Source organism: Pseudomonas sp. GNP013, assembly GCF_054343995.1.
This window is the reverse complement of sequence record NZ_JBTGUT010000001.1, coordinates 3,057,496-3,071,267: the sequence shown is the minus strand read 5'-3', so window position 1 is coordinate 3,071,267 and position 13,772 is coordinate 3,057,496. Positions and strand designations below refer to the sequence as shown.

General features: G+C 59.9%; 12 protein-coding genes and 1 tRNA gene. 9 read left to right on the top strand and 4 right to left on the bottom strand.

Annotation, left to right across the window (positions count from 1 at the left end):
* Positions 1–9: 9 nt before the first annotated feature.
* Positions 10–3,603, top strand: coding sequence for a transporter substrate-binding domain-containing protein (locus tag ACXX81_RS13195; RefSeq protein WP_458571857.1), 3,594 nt, complete (start codon positions 10–12; stop codon positions 3,601–3,603).
* Positions 3,604–3,737: 134 nt separating this feature from the next.
* Positions 3,738–4,154, top strand: coding sequence for a chemotaxis protein CheY (locus ACXX81_RS13190; protein ID WP_209980983.1), 417 nt, complete (start codon positions 3,738–3,740; stop codon positions 4,152–4,154).
* Between the two features lie 2 nt (positions 4,155–4,156).
* Here the strand turns inward: ACXX81_RS13190 and dkgB are convergent, their stop codons facing one another.
* The gene (dkgB, locus tag ACXX81_RS13185) at positions 4,157–4,975 is read right to left on the bottom strand and encodes a 2,5-didehydrogluconate reductase DkgB (protein ID WP_231421755.1); all 819 of its coding nucleotides are present in this window, start codon (positions 4,973–4,975) and stop codon (positions 4,157–4,159) included.
* A 169-nt stretch (positions 4,976–5,144) separates the two neighbouring features.
* The gene (locus tag ACXX81_RS13180; RefSeq protein ID WP_458571856.1) at positions 5,145–6,224 is read right to left on the bottom strand and encodes a 3-deoxy-7-phosphoheptulonate synthase; all 1,080 of its coding nucleotides are present in this window, start codon (positions 6,222–6,224) and stop codon (positions 5,145–5,147) included.
* A gap of 611 nt (positions 6,225–6,835) precedes the next feature.
* Between ACXX81_RS13180 and ACXX81_RS13175 the strand changes: the two genes are divergently transcribed.
* Together ACXX81_RS13175 and ACXX81_RS13170 are read left to right on the top strand one after the other, a co-directional pair.
* On the top strand, positions 6,836–7,585 hold the full coding sequence (locus ACXX81_RS13175; protein ID WP_458571855.1) for a carbon-nitrogen hydrolase family protein: 750 nt from the start codon (positions 6,836–6,838) through the stop codon (positions 7,583–7,585).
* Complete coding sequence (locus ACXX81_RS13170) at positions 7,586–8,017, top strand: GNAT family N-acetyltransferase (RefSeq protein ID WP_458571854.1); 432 nt, start codon at positions 7,586–7,588, stop codon at positions 8,015–8,017.
* Between the two features lie 34 nt (positions 8,018–8,051).
* Here the strand turns inward: ACXX81_RS13170 and ACXX81_RS13165 are convergent, their stop codons facing one another.
* Positions 8,052–8,231: a helix-turn-helix domain-containing protein gene (locus tag ACXX81_RS13165; protein WP_231421757.1), complete on the bottom strand. Its 180-nt coding sequence runs from the start codon at positions 8,229–8,231 to the stop codon at positions 8,052–8,054.
* A gap of 142 nt (positions 8,232–8,373) precedes the next feature.
* Here ACXX81_RS13165 and ACXX81_RS13160 point away from each other — a divergent pair, with 142 nt between their 5' ends.
* The 5 genes from ACXX81_RS13160 to ACXX81_RS13140 all read left to right on the top strand — a co-directional run bounded on the left by ACXX81_RS13160 (position 8,374) and on the right by ACXX81_RS13140 (position 12,103).
* A complete protein-coding gene (locus ACXX81_RS13160; protein WP_458571853.1) occupies positions 8,374–8,757 on the top strand; it encodes a helix-turn-helix domain-containing protein in 384 nt (127 codons plus the stop codon).
* 150 nt (positions 8,758–8,907) lie between these two features.
* Positions 8,908–9,549, top strand: coding sequence for a response regulator transcription factor GacA (gene gacA / locus ACXX81_RS13155; protein ID WP_003190387.1), 642 nt, complete (start codon positions 8,908–8,910; stop codon positions 9,547–9,549).
* A gap of 1 nt (position 9,550) precedes the next feature.
* Positions 9,551–11,374, top strand: coding sequence for an excinuclease ABC subunit UvrC (gene uvrC, locus ACXX81_RS13150; RefSeq protein WP_209980996.1), 1,824 nt, complete (start codon positions 9,551–9,553; stop codon positions 11,372–11,374).
* Positions 11,375–11,406: 32 nt separating this feature from the next.
* Positions 11,407–11,967, top strand: coding sequence for a CDP-diacylglycerol--glycerol-3-phosphate 3-phosphatidyltransferase (gene pgsA / locus ACXX81_RS13145; RefSeq protein WP_003232771.1), 561 nt, complete (start codon positions 11,407–11,409; stop codon positions 11,965–11,967).
* Between the two features lie 60 nt (positions 11,968–12,027).
* Positions 12,028–12,103: transfer RNA gene (locus ACXX81_RS13140), tRNA-Gly, on the top strand.
* A gap of 640 nt (positions 12,104–12,743) precedes the next feature.
* On the opposite strand, the gene ACXX81_RS13135 is transcribed toward ACXX81_RS13140, so the two are convergent.
* Positions 12,744–13,622: a LysR family transcriptional regulator gene (locus tag ACXX81_RS13135; RefSeq protein WP_458571852.1), complete on the bottom strand. Its 879-nt coding sequence runs from the start codon at positions 13,620–13,622 to the stop codon at positions 12,744–12,746.
* Positions 13,623–13,772 lie beyond the last annotated feature (150 nt).

The following is a 13,772-nucleotide window of genomic DNA, read 5'->3' as shown; positions in this document are numbered from 1 at the left end:
CCCTTCATCATGGCCCTGTTACTGGCCTGGCTGCCGATGGTGGCGGCCGCTCTCGACGAGCCATCCTCCCTGCGTTTATTGGCGCATTCCAGTTTTCATGGTCCGTCCCCGGTATTGAAGGAGTCCGACTGGCGCTGGCTGCGTGAGCGGCGCACGTTGCTGATGGGGATTTCCGCCCCCGATTACGCGCCGTTTGACCTGACGAACAACAATGGTGAGTTCCAGGGCATCACCGCTGATTTTGCGGCGCTGATCAGCCAGGCCTTGAATGTCACCATCGAGGTCCGATCCTACGAGACCCGCGATGAAGTGATCGAAGCCCTCAAGCAGGGCGCCGTGGACTTCATCGGTTCCGCCAATGGCTATGAAGCCGCAGACCCGCAACTGGTGATGTCGCGCGCCTACGCCAACGACCAGCCGACCCTGGTCACTCGCACGGGTGACAGCCAGGCGCTGACCAGCGACCTTGCGGGCAAACGCGTGGCGATGCTTTATCACTACTTGCCACCCGAAATGGTGCGCGGTTTTTACCCCGATGCGCGTTTGGAGCTGTTTTCCTCGACGTTCGAGGCGATCGGCGCGGTGGCGTTCGGTCGCGCCGATGTGTATCTGGGCGATGCCATCAGCACCAATTACCTGATCAACCGTAACCATCTGAATAATGTGCGCATGGTGGACTTTTCCACCCTGGAAGTCAGCCCGTTTGCGTTCGCCCTGACGCGTGACAACAAGCAGTTGCTGGCAATTATCAACGCTGCGCTGACGGTGGTGCCGGCCAGCGAGCAAATGGAGATTCTGCGCCGCTGGAGTGGCGGCAACCTGGGGATTGTCGGCGCCGAGCGCTTGCAATTGAGTGCCAGTGAACAGCGTTGGCTGGAGAAACATCCACGGGTCAAGATTGCGGTGCCCGACAAGTTCATGCCGCTGTCTCTGATCGATGACCAGGGGCAATTCGAAGGGCTGAGCGCCGAGTTGCTGTCCCGTATCAGCCTGCGCACCGGCCTGAAATTCGATACCGTGCCGGGCCGCTCGATCCCGCGGCAGATCGATCAGGTGAGCGCGGGCGGAGCGGACATGCTGGCGGTGGTGACGCCCAGTGTCGAGGGCGCCGAAAAGGTTCGTTTCACCCGGCCCTATCTGACCAACCCGCTGGTGCTGGTGACCCGTGGCGAAGAGCGCAGCCCGCTTACGCTGGAGGACATGGTGGGTAAGCGCCTGGCGCTGATCGGCGGCAGTGGCCTGCACGATACGATTGCGCAGAACTTTCCCGGTATCCGTTTCGTGGACGTCGAGAACCCGGAACAGGCGCTGGCGCTGGTGGCCAATGGCGGCGCAGAGGGCGCGGTCAACTCGCTGCTCAGTGCGCGCTTTATGATCGCTCGGTCTTACCGCGACCGCCTGCGCGTTACCAGCACGATCGGCTCGGACCCCGTGCGTATCGCCTTCGGGGTCAACCGCAGCCAGCTGGAACTGTTTTCGATCCTCGACAAGGCACTGCTGAGCATCACGCCGCAGGAAATGGATGAAATCATCGGCCATTGGCGCAATGAGGTCATCATCGAGGACAGTTACTGGCTGCGTCATCGCAACATCATCCTGCAAGGGTTCGGCCTGGCTGCGCTGCTGTTGGTGATCACCCTGGGCTGGGCCATTTATCTGCGCAGCCTCATCCGCAAGCGGGTGCAGGCCGAGCGCGCCTTGAGCGATCAGATGCGCTTCATGAGCGTGTTGATCGACGGTACGCCGCACCCGATTTACGTGCGTGACCGCCAGGGACGGTTGATGGCCTGCAACAACGCGTACCTCGACGTGTTCGGCTTCAGGCTCGAAGAGGTGATAGGCAAGACCGTGGTCGAAACCGACACCGGCAACCCGCCCCAGGCGCAGCTGTTCCATGAGGATTACATGCGCCTGATGACCAGCGGCGTGCCGCAGATTCACGACAGAATCCTCAAGGTGCCGGGTAACAAGGTGCTGACCATTTACCAATGGATGCTGCCGTACCGCGATGGCGATGAGAACGTGGTGGGCATGATTGCCGGTTGGGTGGATGTGAGCGAACGGCAACGGTTGCTCGGTCAGTTGCAGGAGGCCAAGGAAGATGCGGACGCCGCCAACCGCGCGAAGACCACGTTCCTGGCGACCATGAGTCACGAGATTCGCACGCCCATGAACGCGGTGATCGGCATGATCGAGCTGGCCCTGGCGAACGCCGAGCAGGGCCGCCCCGACCGCGATGCCCTGCAGGTGGCGTCGGTGGCGTCACGCGGCATGCTGGAGTTGATCGGCGATATCCTGGACATCGCCAGGATCGAGTCCGGCCACCTTTCGCTGGCCCAGGAGCCGGCCAATCTGCATGAACTGCTGCTGTCGGTGGCGCGAGTGTTCGAAGGGCTCGCGCGGTCCAAGGGCCTGGCGCTGCAGGTGGAACTGGATCCGTTGATGGATTGCCCGGTGCTGGTTGATCCGTTGCGGTTCAAGCAGGTGATGTCCAACCTGCTGAGCAATGCGATCAAATTTACGTCGCGGGGCCAGGTGCGGTTGGGAGGATGCGTTTCGCCGACCAGCGATGCTGACCAACTGGAGTTCAAGTTGTGGGTCGAAGACGCCGGAATCGGCATCAGTGCGCAAGACCAGCAGCGCCTGTTCAACCCGTTTATCCAGGGCAGCAACAGTGAGCAATCGGCGCGCAGCGGGTCCGGGCTGGGGCTGGTGATCAGCCGCAACCTGTGTGAAATGATGGGGGGCAAACTGCACCTGAGCAGCGTACTGGGCAAGGGCACGCGGGTGGATGTGGTCGTGACGCTGGCCCGCACCGCGCGGTTACCCACCGAGCATCCGGCGCCGGTCGCGCGGGTGCAACCGGTTAAGGCATTGGACATCCTGGTGGTGGATGACTATCCGGCCAACCGCGTGCTGCTGGCCCGTCAATTGAGCTTTCTGGGGCATCGAATCAGGACTGCGGATGAGGGCAATCAGGGGTTCGAGCTATGGAAAACTGCACCTGCGGATGTGGTCATCACCGATTGCAACATGCCGCTCAAGAATGGCTACGTATTGGCCCGTGATATTCGCGCGTATGAACGCGAGCACGGCCGGGTGCCATGCCTGCTGCTGGGTTTTACCGCCAATGCGCAACCTGAAGAAACCGAACGCTGTCGCGAGGCCGGCATGGACGGTTGCCTGTTCAAACCGGCGGGCCTCGAAGACTTGCGCTCGGCGTTGGCCGCGCTCACCGATCAAGCGTCAGCTGCGGGCCAGGCCGCTGTAGTTGACTTGGGCGCTCTGGTCTCGCTGACTGGCGATGATCGCGCCGCGCTGCTTGAGCTGCTGGCGCCGTTGCTCGACAGCCTGCAGGCTGACCGCGCGCTGCTTTCGAAGCTGCACAGTGAGCTCGACTTTCACGCGTTGCATGATCTGGCTCACCGCGTCAAAGGTGGCGCGCACATGGTCAGGGCCCACGTGCTGATCGCGTGTTGCGACACGCTGGAGGCGGCTTGCCTGCGCCAGGAGCGCAACGCACTGGTTGCGGCGGTAGAGGCGGTAGGCGTGGCGATTGACGATGTGCATCACGGCTTAAATGTTTATTGCAACCAGCCTTGACTGTGATTTATGGACATTCGGTAAGTTTGGGACAACTCCTACGCGAAGGGGGAACAAGCCTGATTTTGTCTGCGGGATATGTCTGGAAAATGGGCCGCGCTCACTGACGAGCTCCGCCTGCGCAGGTACCCGACATGCCGAACAAAGCACTGACCATCCTGATTGCCGATGAACAGCACCTGCAACGACTGCACATCGAGAGAATGCTCAATCAGCTGGGATATCACCGCATTCTGCCGGTGCAAACCTTCGAAGAAGTCCAGATCCTGACGGGCATTCCGGCCGAGCCCTTCGATGTATTGATCATCAATGCGGGACTGGCGGCCCAGGCGACCGGGCCCCAGCCCCAGGCCCGTCATGTGTTGGTGTACGACCATCTGAACCTCGCCGCACCCGCCGGCGCAATGTCGACGTTGCCGGTACGTTTGCCCGGCGTTCCGGACACGGTCAACCTCAAGCACTTCATGGACATCATCGATCCCCCTGGGGCTTCGCGGGGGCTGCGGGTTTTACCGTGGCTGCGGGAGTTGTCCCGCAAGCCGGCTGCCTGAGTTCAATCCCACTGCGGTGCGATGCTCTTGGGGCTGGTCAACCGATGGCCACGTTCCAGGCTGGCAATTTGCGTCATGTCGTCGGCGCTCAAGGTCAGTTGCAGGGCTTTCAGGTTGCTCGCAAGGTTGGCGCGTTTGGTCGACGACGGAATCACCGCGTGGCCCAGTTGCATGGCCCAGGCCAGCGCCACTTGCGCCGCAGTGGCTTGGTGGCGTTCGGCGATTTGCTTGAGTACCGGGTCGTTGAGCACTTCGCCATAGGCCAGGGTCATGTACGAGGTAATCTGGATATCGTTGGCGTGGGCGAATTCCACCACCTTGCGGTTTTGCAGGTAGGGGTGCAGCTCGATTTGGTTGGTGGCGATATTCTCCGCGCCTACGGCGGCAATCGCCTGTTTCATCAGGTCGACCGTGAAGTTGGAGATGCCGATCTGACGCGTCAGGCCCAGGCGCTTGGCTTCCAGTAACTGGCCCATGAACTCGGCGACGGGTACCTGGTTTTGCGGTGACGGCCAGTGAATCAGCGTCAGGTCCAGGTAATCGGTTTTCAGCTTGCGCAGGCTCTCCTGCAGGCTGGGAATCAACTGGTCCTGGGCGAAATTGGATACCCATATTTTGCTGGTGATGAACAGCTCGTCACGTGGCACGCCACTGTCGGCAATCGCCTGACCAACCTCGGCTTCGTTCTCGTAGATCTGCGCCGTGTCGATGGCGCGGTAGCCCAGTTCCAGGCCGGTGCTGACGGAGTCGATCACCACCTGGCCCTTCAAACGGAAGGTGCCAAGACCGAAGGCGGGGACTTTTTGCGTTGGGATGGACATCGGATGCTCCTGAACGGGTGTGAACAATGGAGTCGAGTATCCACGCGTCGTTCCGTTGGAAAAACCGCTGAATCCGCAAAGGACTGTTGACCGAGTGGCACGAATAGCGGTGCGACTCGATCAACGGTGGGAGGAAGCAAGCCCCCTCCCAGATTTTGACCTTTATCGGTCAGGCGAGTGTGCGGGGGGCGCGCAAGCGTTCGGCCGCACTGCGCAGCAATTGCTCGGTGGCGGTCCAGCCCAGGCAGCCGTCGGTTACCGAGACGCCGTATTTCATCGACGCGCTCAACGGCTGGCAGCCTTCGAACAGGTGGCTTTCGAGCATCATGCCGATCAGCGACGTGTCGCCCTGCAAGCGTTGCTCCAGCACCTCGTTGAACACGGCCGGCTGACGTAGCGGGTCCTTGCCGCTGTTGGCATGGCTGCAATCGACCATGACGCGTGCGGCCACCTTGGCGTTGGCGAGGTCTCGCTTTACCTGTTCTACACTCTGCGCATCGTAATTCGGCCCGCGGTGACCGCCGCGCAGCACCAGATGGGTATCGGGGTTGCCCGGGGTCTGGATGATCGCCGGGTGGCCCTGGCTGTCGACACCGAAGTGGCGATGGGGGTGGGCGGCCGAGCGCATCGCGTCACAGGCAATGGCGACGCCGCCGTCGGTGCCGTTCTTGAAGCCCACGGGCATGCCCAGGCCGCTGGCCATTTCGCGATGGATCTGCGATTCGGTGGTGCGTGCGCCAATTGCGACCCAACTGAGCAGGTCATCGAAGTAGCCGGCTGCCATGGGCTGCAGCAGCTCGGTCGCGACCGGCAGGCCCAGGCGCAGCATTTCGCGCATCAGCTCGCGCGACAGCGTGAGGCCGGCGGCCATATCGTCGCTGCCGTCCAGGTGCGGATCGTAGGCCAGGCCTTTCCAGCCGATGGTGGTGCGGGGTTTCTCGACGTAGGCGCGGATCACCAGCAGCATCTGGTCACTGACGTCCAGTGCCAGCTTCTTCAGGTTGCGGGCGTATTCCATGGCCGATGCCGGATCGTGGATCGAACACGGGCCGACAATCACCAGCAAGCGTGAGTCTTCGCCATTGAGAATGGCGCGCACGGCTTGGCGATGGGCGTGGATCTGTTCATTGAGGAACGGACTGAGGGGCAACTGGTGCTTGAGTTCAAGCGCGCTGGGCAGGCGCCGGGTCAGGGCTTCATTGGCGCAGGTCAAGGCGTGGAGGGGCAGGGCGGCGACGGAGGAGTTCATATTCAGGGCTTCCTGGGCAAGCGGCGGGCTATTCCCGCGCACTTGGCCTACTGGGGTGTTCGACAATTGGCCGGGTTGGCTACGGGTGTGGATTTGCCACCAGCGGGTGACCGATCGGAGGCGGCAGGCTGTCCCGAGCGGAGCTGGCTAAATCGCCATGCAGTGCAAGTGTCGTAACGGTAATAGGTGGCGTAGTTCATGGCTTGATTCCTTGTGTGTACGTGCAAAGTTGTTAAGGGCTGAAAAAACAAAACCCCCGATCGGGGAGCCGACCGGGGGTTAGATTTCTCTGGTAGGCGACCCCTTGAACAGTGGGCGCCGATTTCAGGTATCAGGCGCGCCAGTGGCTAAACCAATACCCAAAATAAAAGCTGACCAGCGCGCTCAAACCGCTCACGCGGGCAGCCGCAACCGAGCGCTGGACGCTGGCAGCCGGGCAAACCTGAGGGTGAGTGAGTTGCAGCATGGTCGCTCTCCGAAATTATGGTGCCGAGCTTACTAGAGGCGCCCTGGCAGATTCAATCAGTAATTTCTATTGCCCGGAGGTACTTACGGCTATGGGGTGAGTGCCGATATGCTGGTCGCCTGTTGATGATTGATCGGATGCGACCATGACTGCCCTGACCCTTGCTGCTGCGCAATCCATTTCCATTGCTGGCGATGTGCCGGCGAATATCCAACAGCATGTGGCGCTCATGCGCGAGGCGGCTGAACAAGGCGTGCAATTGCTGATATTTCCCGAGCTGTCGTTGACCGGGTATGAGCCTTCGTTGGCGGCTGAACTGGCAATCGCTCCGGAGGACGCGCTGCTGTTACCGCTGCGCGAAATGGCGCGCGAACTTCAGATAACAGCGGTGGTGGGCATGCCGATTCGATTGACGCCGCAGGCAGGCGTGCTGATTGGCGCGCTGGTGCTGGGCGCGGACGGCGGCCTGGCGCTCTACACCAAGCAGCACTTGCACCCCGGCGAAGACGTGGCCTTCGTTGCGGGGCAAGGTGGTGCCGCTCTGGAATGGGGGAGCGACCGAATCGCACTGGCGGTATGTGCAGACTTTTCCCGCGCCAGTCATCCTCTTGCTGCGGCGCAGTCAGGTGCCAATATATATGCCGCCGGTGTGCTGATCAGCGAAGGAGGGTACGCAGGGGACAGTGCGCAGTTGCAGGGCTATGCCGTTGAACACAAACTGCTGGTGTTGATGGCCAACCATGGTGGACCCTCGGGTGGCTGGGCCTGTGCCGGGCGCAGCGCAATCTGGGCGGCAGATGGCCGTTTGCTGGCAGCTGCGCCTGGCATCGGCGAGGCGCTGGTGATTGCCCATTGCGATGGCGATCAGTGGGCTGGCCGGGTGGTGGCGCTGTAAATGGCCTTTCACTTTCGCGCAGCCACGCAGCAGGACTTGGCTTTTGCCCGCACGCTCACCCACGAAGCCATGAACAATTACTACCAGCAGTACGGCTTGCTGTGGTCTGACAGAGGCTTCGACATGGCCTGGGCAGATCGGGAAAACTGGTTGATTTGCCGCGACGCCGATGTCCTGGGTTTTATCAGCCTGAGTCGCGACAGCCGGGCGCTCTATATCCGCGAGCTGCATATGATCGAGGGCTGTCGTGGTCTGGGTGCGGGAAGCTGGGTGCTGCAACAGATGGCGTTAAAAGCGCAGGCGCCAGGCCTGTTGCGGTTGACCGTGTTCAAGACCAACCCGGCGCGCAGGCTCTATCAGCGCATGGGCTTCAGCATCGTCGGTGAAGAGAATTCTTTCTGGCGAATGGAGCAGATTTGCCGCGCAAGCTGACCATGCGTCAAATCCTAATAAGCGCATACTGCCTTCAGGAACCGAATTCCTGATCTTCGTTCTGGCTCTCAGCCTCAGCAAGGATGATCCCTTCTTTCATGCCCAAAAGGACCGCTACCTTATGGGCCTCCCCACGCCGCCCCTTTTTGCGCCCAGCGAACACTTGATAGGTGGTTGCCGGATCCACACCCTGTTCACGGACGAACGCTTGCACAGACTTTCACTGGTGTTCCAGCCAGGCCTTGGCTTGTGCAGCGGTCCGAATTCCGGGCATAGTTCAAAACCGCTCAAGTTTGTTTAACCAAGCGGTGAGTGTGTCATCTCTTGGGGGGGTTCAAATAGGATCATGCATCCAAATGAGTGGAATCGGTTCACGTTTAAGGCAAGAAAGAGAGCGGCTTGGCATGTCGCAAAAAGTTTTTGGTGAGATTGGCGGCGTGGAGGCCAACGCACAAGGTAAATATGAAAGTGGCGGTCGGGCGCCTAAAGCCGACTACCTGTCTCGTGTGGCGGAGAAAGGCGTGGACGTGCTTTACGTGCTGACGGGCAACGCTACGCCGATTCAACTGGCGCATCTGAGCCAGATCGAAGAAAAAGTGCTGGGTGATTACCGCGCGATGTTCAAGGAGGACCAGGATGCGATCCGCCGTCTGACGTCGACCCTGGCTGAGCACTCCCTTAAGGTGAACGGCAGAGTTACGGCGAACGGCAAATCCAGGCAGCCGCTTCAGGATTCCTGACGGTTTACCCAGGAAAAAGCGCCGTTCGTCATCCGACGAACAGGCGCGCGGCGCCAAAAAATCATATATGACACGTGCAACTAGGTCTGTGCCTTGGTTTTTTGCTAAGGTGTTCGGCAATGTATAAAGACCATTTCGCGAGGTGTCTGCTTGATTAGGGTGCTAGTAGTCGATGACCATGATCTCGTTCGTACAGGCATTACACGAATGCTGGCTGACATCGACGGCCTGCAAGTAGTCGGCCAGGCCGAATCAGGAGAAGAATCCCTGATCAAGGCCCGGGAGTTGAAACCCGATGTGGTGTTGATGGACGTCAAGATGCCCGGAATCGGCGGGCTTGGGGCAACGACCAAACTGTTGCGCAGCCATCCGGACATCAAGGTCGTGGTGGTCACCGTGTGCGAGGAAGACCCGTTTCCAACTCGTCTGTTGCAGGCCGGTGCCGCCGGTTACCTGACCAAGGGCGCAGGCCTGGCAGAAATGGTACAGGCCATTCGCCTGGTATTTGCCGGCCAGCGGTATATCAGTCCGCAGATCGCCCAGCAGTTGGCCATCAAGTCTTTCCAGCCCACCAGTGATTCGCCGTTCGATGCGCTGTCGGAGCGGGAAATCCAGATTGCCCTCATGATCGTCGGCTGCCAGAAGGTGCAGACGATTTCGGACAAGCTGTGCCTCTCACCCAAGACCGTCAACACCTACCGTTATCGCATTTTCGAGAAGCTCGCCATCAGCAGTGATGTTGAATTGACCCTGCTTGCGGTGCGTCACGGCATGGTGGACGCCAGCGCCTGACATGACCACGCCGTTCGATCCAAGTGCCTTCCTCTCGACCTGCAGTGGCCGCCCCGGCGTGTACCGCATGTTCGACAGCGAGGCGCGCCTGCTGTATGTCGGTAAAGCCAAGAACCTGAAGAACCGTCTGGCGAGCTACTTTCGCAAGACCGGTCTGGCGACCAAGACCGCCGCCCTGGTGGCGCGTATCGCCCAGGTCGAAACCACCATTACCGCCAACGAAACCGAAGCGCTGCTGCTTGAGCAGACGTTGATCAAGGAATGGCGGCCGCCCTACAACATCCTGCTGCGTGACGATAAATCCTACCCCTACGTCTTTTTATCCGATGGCGCCTTTCCGCGCCTGAGTATTCACCGTGGGGCCAAGAAGCAGAAGGGCAAGTACTTCGGACCCTATCCCAGCGCTGGCGCGATTCGTGAAAGCTTGAGCCTGTTGCAAAAGACCTTTTTTGTGCGCCAGTGCGAAGACAGTTTCTACAAGAACCGTACGCGACCGTGCCTGCAGTACCAGATCAAGCGGTGCAAGGCGCCTTGTGTCGGCCTGGTCGAGCCTGCGGAGTACGCCGAGGATGTGCGCCATTCGGTGATGTTTCTCGAAGGGCGCAGCAATGCCCTCACCGATGAGCTCTCCGGCGCCATGGAGCAGGCGGCCAGTACCCTGGATTTCGAGAAGGCCGCCGAACTGCGCGACCAGATCTCGCTGTTGCGTCGCGTGCAGGATCAGCAAAGCATGGAGGGTGGCACCGGCGACGTCGATGTGATCGCCGCATTCGTCAACCCCGGCGGTGCCTGCGTGCACCTGATCAACGTTCGCGGTGGCCGGGTGCTGGGCAGCAAGAACTTCTTCCCGCAAACCGGTATCGACGAAGAAGTGGCCGAAGTCATGGCTGCGTTCCTCGGTCAGTACTACGTGAGCAGCCCGGAGCGCGATCTGCCCTCGGAGCTGATCGTCAACGTGGTACACGAAGACTTCCCCACGCTCATCGAAGCGATTCACGAGCTGCGCGGCCGCGAGCTGGACATCAGCCACCGCGTACGCGGCACCCGTGCGCGTTGGCAGCAATTGGCCGTGACCAACGCCGAACAGGCCCTCAGCGCGCGCCTTGCCAATCGGCAGCACGTTGCCGCACGGTTTGACGCGCTGGCCGAAGTCCTCAAACTCGAGGAGCCACCACAGCGCCTGGAATGCTACGACATCAGCCACTCCAGCGGCGAAGCCACCGTGGCCTCCTGTGTGGTGTTCGGGCCGGAAGGACCGATCAAGTCCGATTACCGGCGCTACAACATTGAAGGCGTGACGGCCGGCGATGACTACGCGGCCATGCACCAGGCCCTCATGCGCCGCTTCAGCAAACTGAAGGAAGGTGAGGGCAAGCTGCCCGATATCCTCTTGGTGGACGGCGGCAAGGGCCAGCTGTCGATGGCCCGCGACGTGCTCAATGAACTGGCAGTGCCGGACCTGATCCTGCTCGGCGTGGCCAAGGGGACGACGCGCAAGGCCGGTTTCGAGACCTTGTACTTGAATGATGCCGCCCATGAGTTCACCTTGAAGGGCGATTCACCTGCGCTGCACCTGATTCAACAGATCCGCGACGAAGCCCACCGATTCGCCATCACCGGCCACCGCGCCCGTCGTGGTAAAACCCGACGAACCTCAACCCTGGAAGGGGTGGCAGGGGTAGGGCCGACGCGCCGACGTGACCTGCTTAAACATTTTGGTGGCTTGCAGGAGCTGTCCCGTGCCAGCATTGACGAAATAGCCAAAGCACCCGGTATCAGTAAAAAGCTCGCTGAGCTGATTTATGCAAACCTGCACAGCGAATAGAATGCCTTTCCACCTCGTAGCCAGTTGTGCCGATGAATATCCCTAATCTGATCACCGTTCTACGCGTCCTGCTTATCCCGATTTTCATTCTGTTGTTCTATTTGCCCTACGAATGGAGCTATGCGGCGTCAAGTTCCGTGTTCGCTTTCGCCGCCGCCACCGATTGGCTCGACGGCTACCTGGCCCGCCGACTGGAGCAGAGCACGCCGTTCGGCGCGTTCCTCGACCCCGTGGCCGACAAGCTCATGGTGGCCGTTGCCCTGGTATTGCTGGTGCAGGAACACGGCAATCTGTGGCTGACGCTGCCGGCCGCGGTCATCATTGGCCGCGAGATCGTGGTCTCGGCCCTGCGCGAGTGGATGGCCGAAATCGGCGCCCGCGCCCACGTTGCCGTTTCCAACATGGGCAAGTGGAAAACCGCCGCGCAAATGCTTGCGCTGGTCATTCTGCTGGCCAACCCGTCGGACTTCTCCTTCTGGGTGCTGACAGGCTACGCCTTGTTGTTGATCGCCGCCGGCCTGACCCTGTGGTCCATGCTCCAGTACCTGCGCGCTGCCTGGCCGCATCTGCGCACTACCGTCGAAAAGAAATAAAACTTTTTTGAATCAAGGTGTTGACGAGCGCCGAGGATTCTATAGAATGCGCGTCACCAAGCGGGAATAGCTCAGTTGGTAGAGCACGACCTTGCCAAGGTCGGGGTCGCGAGTTCGAGTCTCGTTTCCCGCTCCAAGATTCAGAAAAAAAGCCACTCAGATGAGTGGCTTTTTTTTTGCCTGAAAAATGTCTGTACACATGTTGACAGGCTACTTTCGGTTAAAGCGGACGCTGAGGGCGCACGGCAGCATGTCTCCGAGATCGCAGTCTGCGCCCGTGGCAATCAGTAGCGTTTTCCCGGAGTACGAAAAGCCGAAAGTTCTTACATCGCGCTCGATTGCCAGCTTTTGAAAAGTCGAGGGCTGAATGTAATCCGCGCATAACTGTTAAAGGCGTTATGCGTTAACGCGGCAACGTGACCTCTTCTCAATCGACATTCCTCTGCGAATTGCAGAGAAGGTCATTGGTGGATACGCTAAAGAGGGAATCGGTTTTAGAGTCGCGCATTTTTTGCGCTTAAGTGCAGAAATACTGACCCTCAGATTGAAGTCGCCCAGACTTGGGCTCTGCATTTTCACGTACCGCCCTCCCTGCTGACCTCCTTCATCGAGACCCATCTGAGTTCAACCATTCACACTCGTTGCTGATGCGTATCCGTCCGGTCAAGTCACCTACCGAATTCCAGCATTAAGGGCGATGATGTCCACGTATTTTAAGCGGACGCAATCGCCTTTATCGCCAAGCTTTTAATGGCCAACGAAGCCCTTATCCGCAATCAAGCACCCGCCAGACGCGCCCATAACGCTTGCGCCTGCGTGTTACGGTTACCCAGCCAGCGCACCAGTATGACTTCGAGATGATCAGGCTCCATTTGCGGGTACAGCCTGACCAGCTCGCCCTGTTCAATCATCCCTGCGACCATGGTGTGGGGCATGCAAGCGACACCGTGGCCGTTGGCGACCATGGATTTGAGCGCCTCGGACACCGTCGCTTCGAATACCCGTTGCAGGCGTTCGGGTTGAGGGTGGCGACTGACCTGGGTGCGCGAGAGTTCGTGCAATTGGGCGCTGCGCGAATAGGTCAGCCACGGGATCGGGCCATCTGACTGAGTGCAATGCTCAGCCAGTTGTGGCGTTGCAACCCAGTAAAGCTCGTCGTGGCCCAGCGACAGTGTTTCGAACTCCTCACGCTGGGCGTAAGCCTGCGATTCAGCTTCCCGATAAAACAGGATGAAGTCGCAGCGGCCGGACAGCAGTGCCATGTAGTAATCATCTGTGCTGCGGTAGCTGGTGTCGATGCGGGTAAACACCTGTTCGCCTGGCGGCATTGCGTGACTGATCCAGTCTGGAAAGAAATTGCAGGCCAGGGTGTGCAGCGATGCGAAGCTCAACGGGCAGTCGAGGATCTTCACGCTCTGCTCACAGTCGCGCGCCAGACGTACCAGTTCCAGGGCGTTCGGCAGCAAGGCCTGGCCGGCGACCGTCAAGCGGATGGGGTTCTTGCTGCGGTCGATCAGGACGGCGCCCAGGCGCGTTTCCAGCAATTGGATGCGTCGACTCAAGGCTGACTGCGATGATCTGCGCATGCTCGCAGCGGCAGTAAATTTTCCCGTGTCTGCCAATGCGAGGAAATCCTCATACCACTCAATATCCATAGTTATTCCATTAGTCGATAGGCTGAACGGGAAAGTGAATCAATCGGCGCTAACGTTACCTTCGATGGCTGGTTATTGTGTTGATGAGCCCAACCCTGCAAAGACCCTTTGGGTGCATCGTCGATCATAAAAAAAACTACCGCGCTGGGG

Bases quoted from the DNA above. Each gene is read 5' to 3' on its own strand.
- ACXX81_RS13195 (WP_458571857.1), top strand. From the start codon at position 10: ATGGCCCTGTTACTGGCCTGGCTGCCGATGGTGGCGGCCGCTCTCGAC.
- ACXX81_RS13190 (WP_209980983.1), top strand. From the start codon at position 3,738: ATGCCGAACAAAGCACTGACCATCCTGATTGCCGATGAACAGCACCTG.
- dkgB (WP_231421755.1), bottom strand. From the start codon at position 4,975: ATGTCCATCCCAACGCAAAAAGTCCCCGCCTTCGGTCTTGGCACCTTC.
- ACXX81_RS13180 (WP_458571856.1), bottom strand. From the start codon at position 6,224: ATGAACTCCTCCGTCGCCGCCCTGCCCCTCCACGCCTTGACCTGCGCC.
- ACXX81_RS13175 (WP_458571855.1), top strand. From the start codon at position 6,836: ATGACTGCCCTGACCCTTGCTGCTGCGCAATCCATTTCCATTGCTGGC.
- ACXX81_RS13170 (WP_458571854.1), top strand. From the start codon at position 7,586: ATGGCCTTTCACTTTCGCGCAGCCACGCAGCAGGACTTGGCTTTTGCC.
- ACXX81_RS13160 (WP_458571853.1), top strand. From the start codon at position 8,374: ATGAGTGGAATCGGTTCACGTTTAAGGCAAGAAAGAGAGCGGCTTGGC.
- uvrC (WP_209980996.1), top strand. From the start codon at position 9,551: ATGACCACGCCGTTCGATCCAAGTGCCTTCCTCTCGACCTGCAGTGGC.
- pgsA (WP_003232771.1), top strand. From the start codon at position 11,407: ATGAATATCCCTAATCTGATCACCGTTCTACGCGTCCTGCTTATCCCG.
- ACXX81_RS13135 (WP_458571852.1), bottom strand. From the start codon at position 13,622: ATGGATATTGAGTGGTATGAGGATTTCCTCGCATTGGCAGACACGGGA.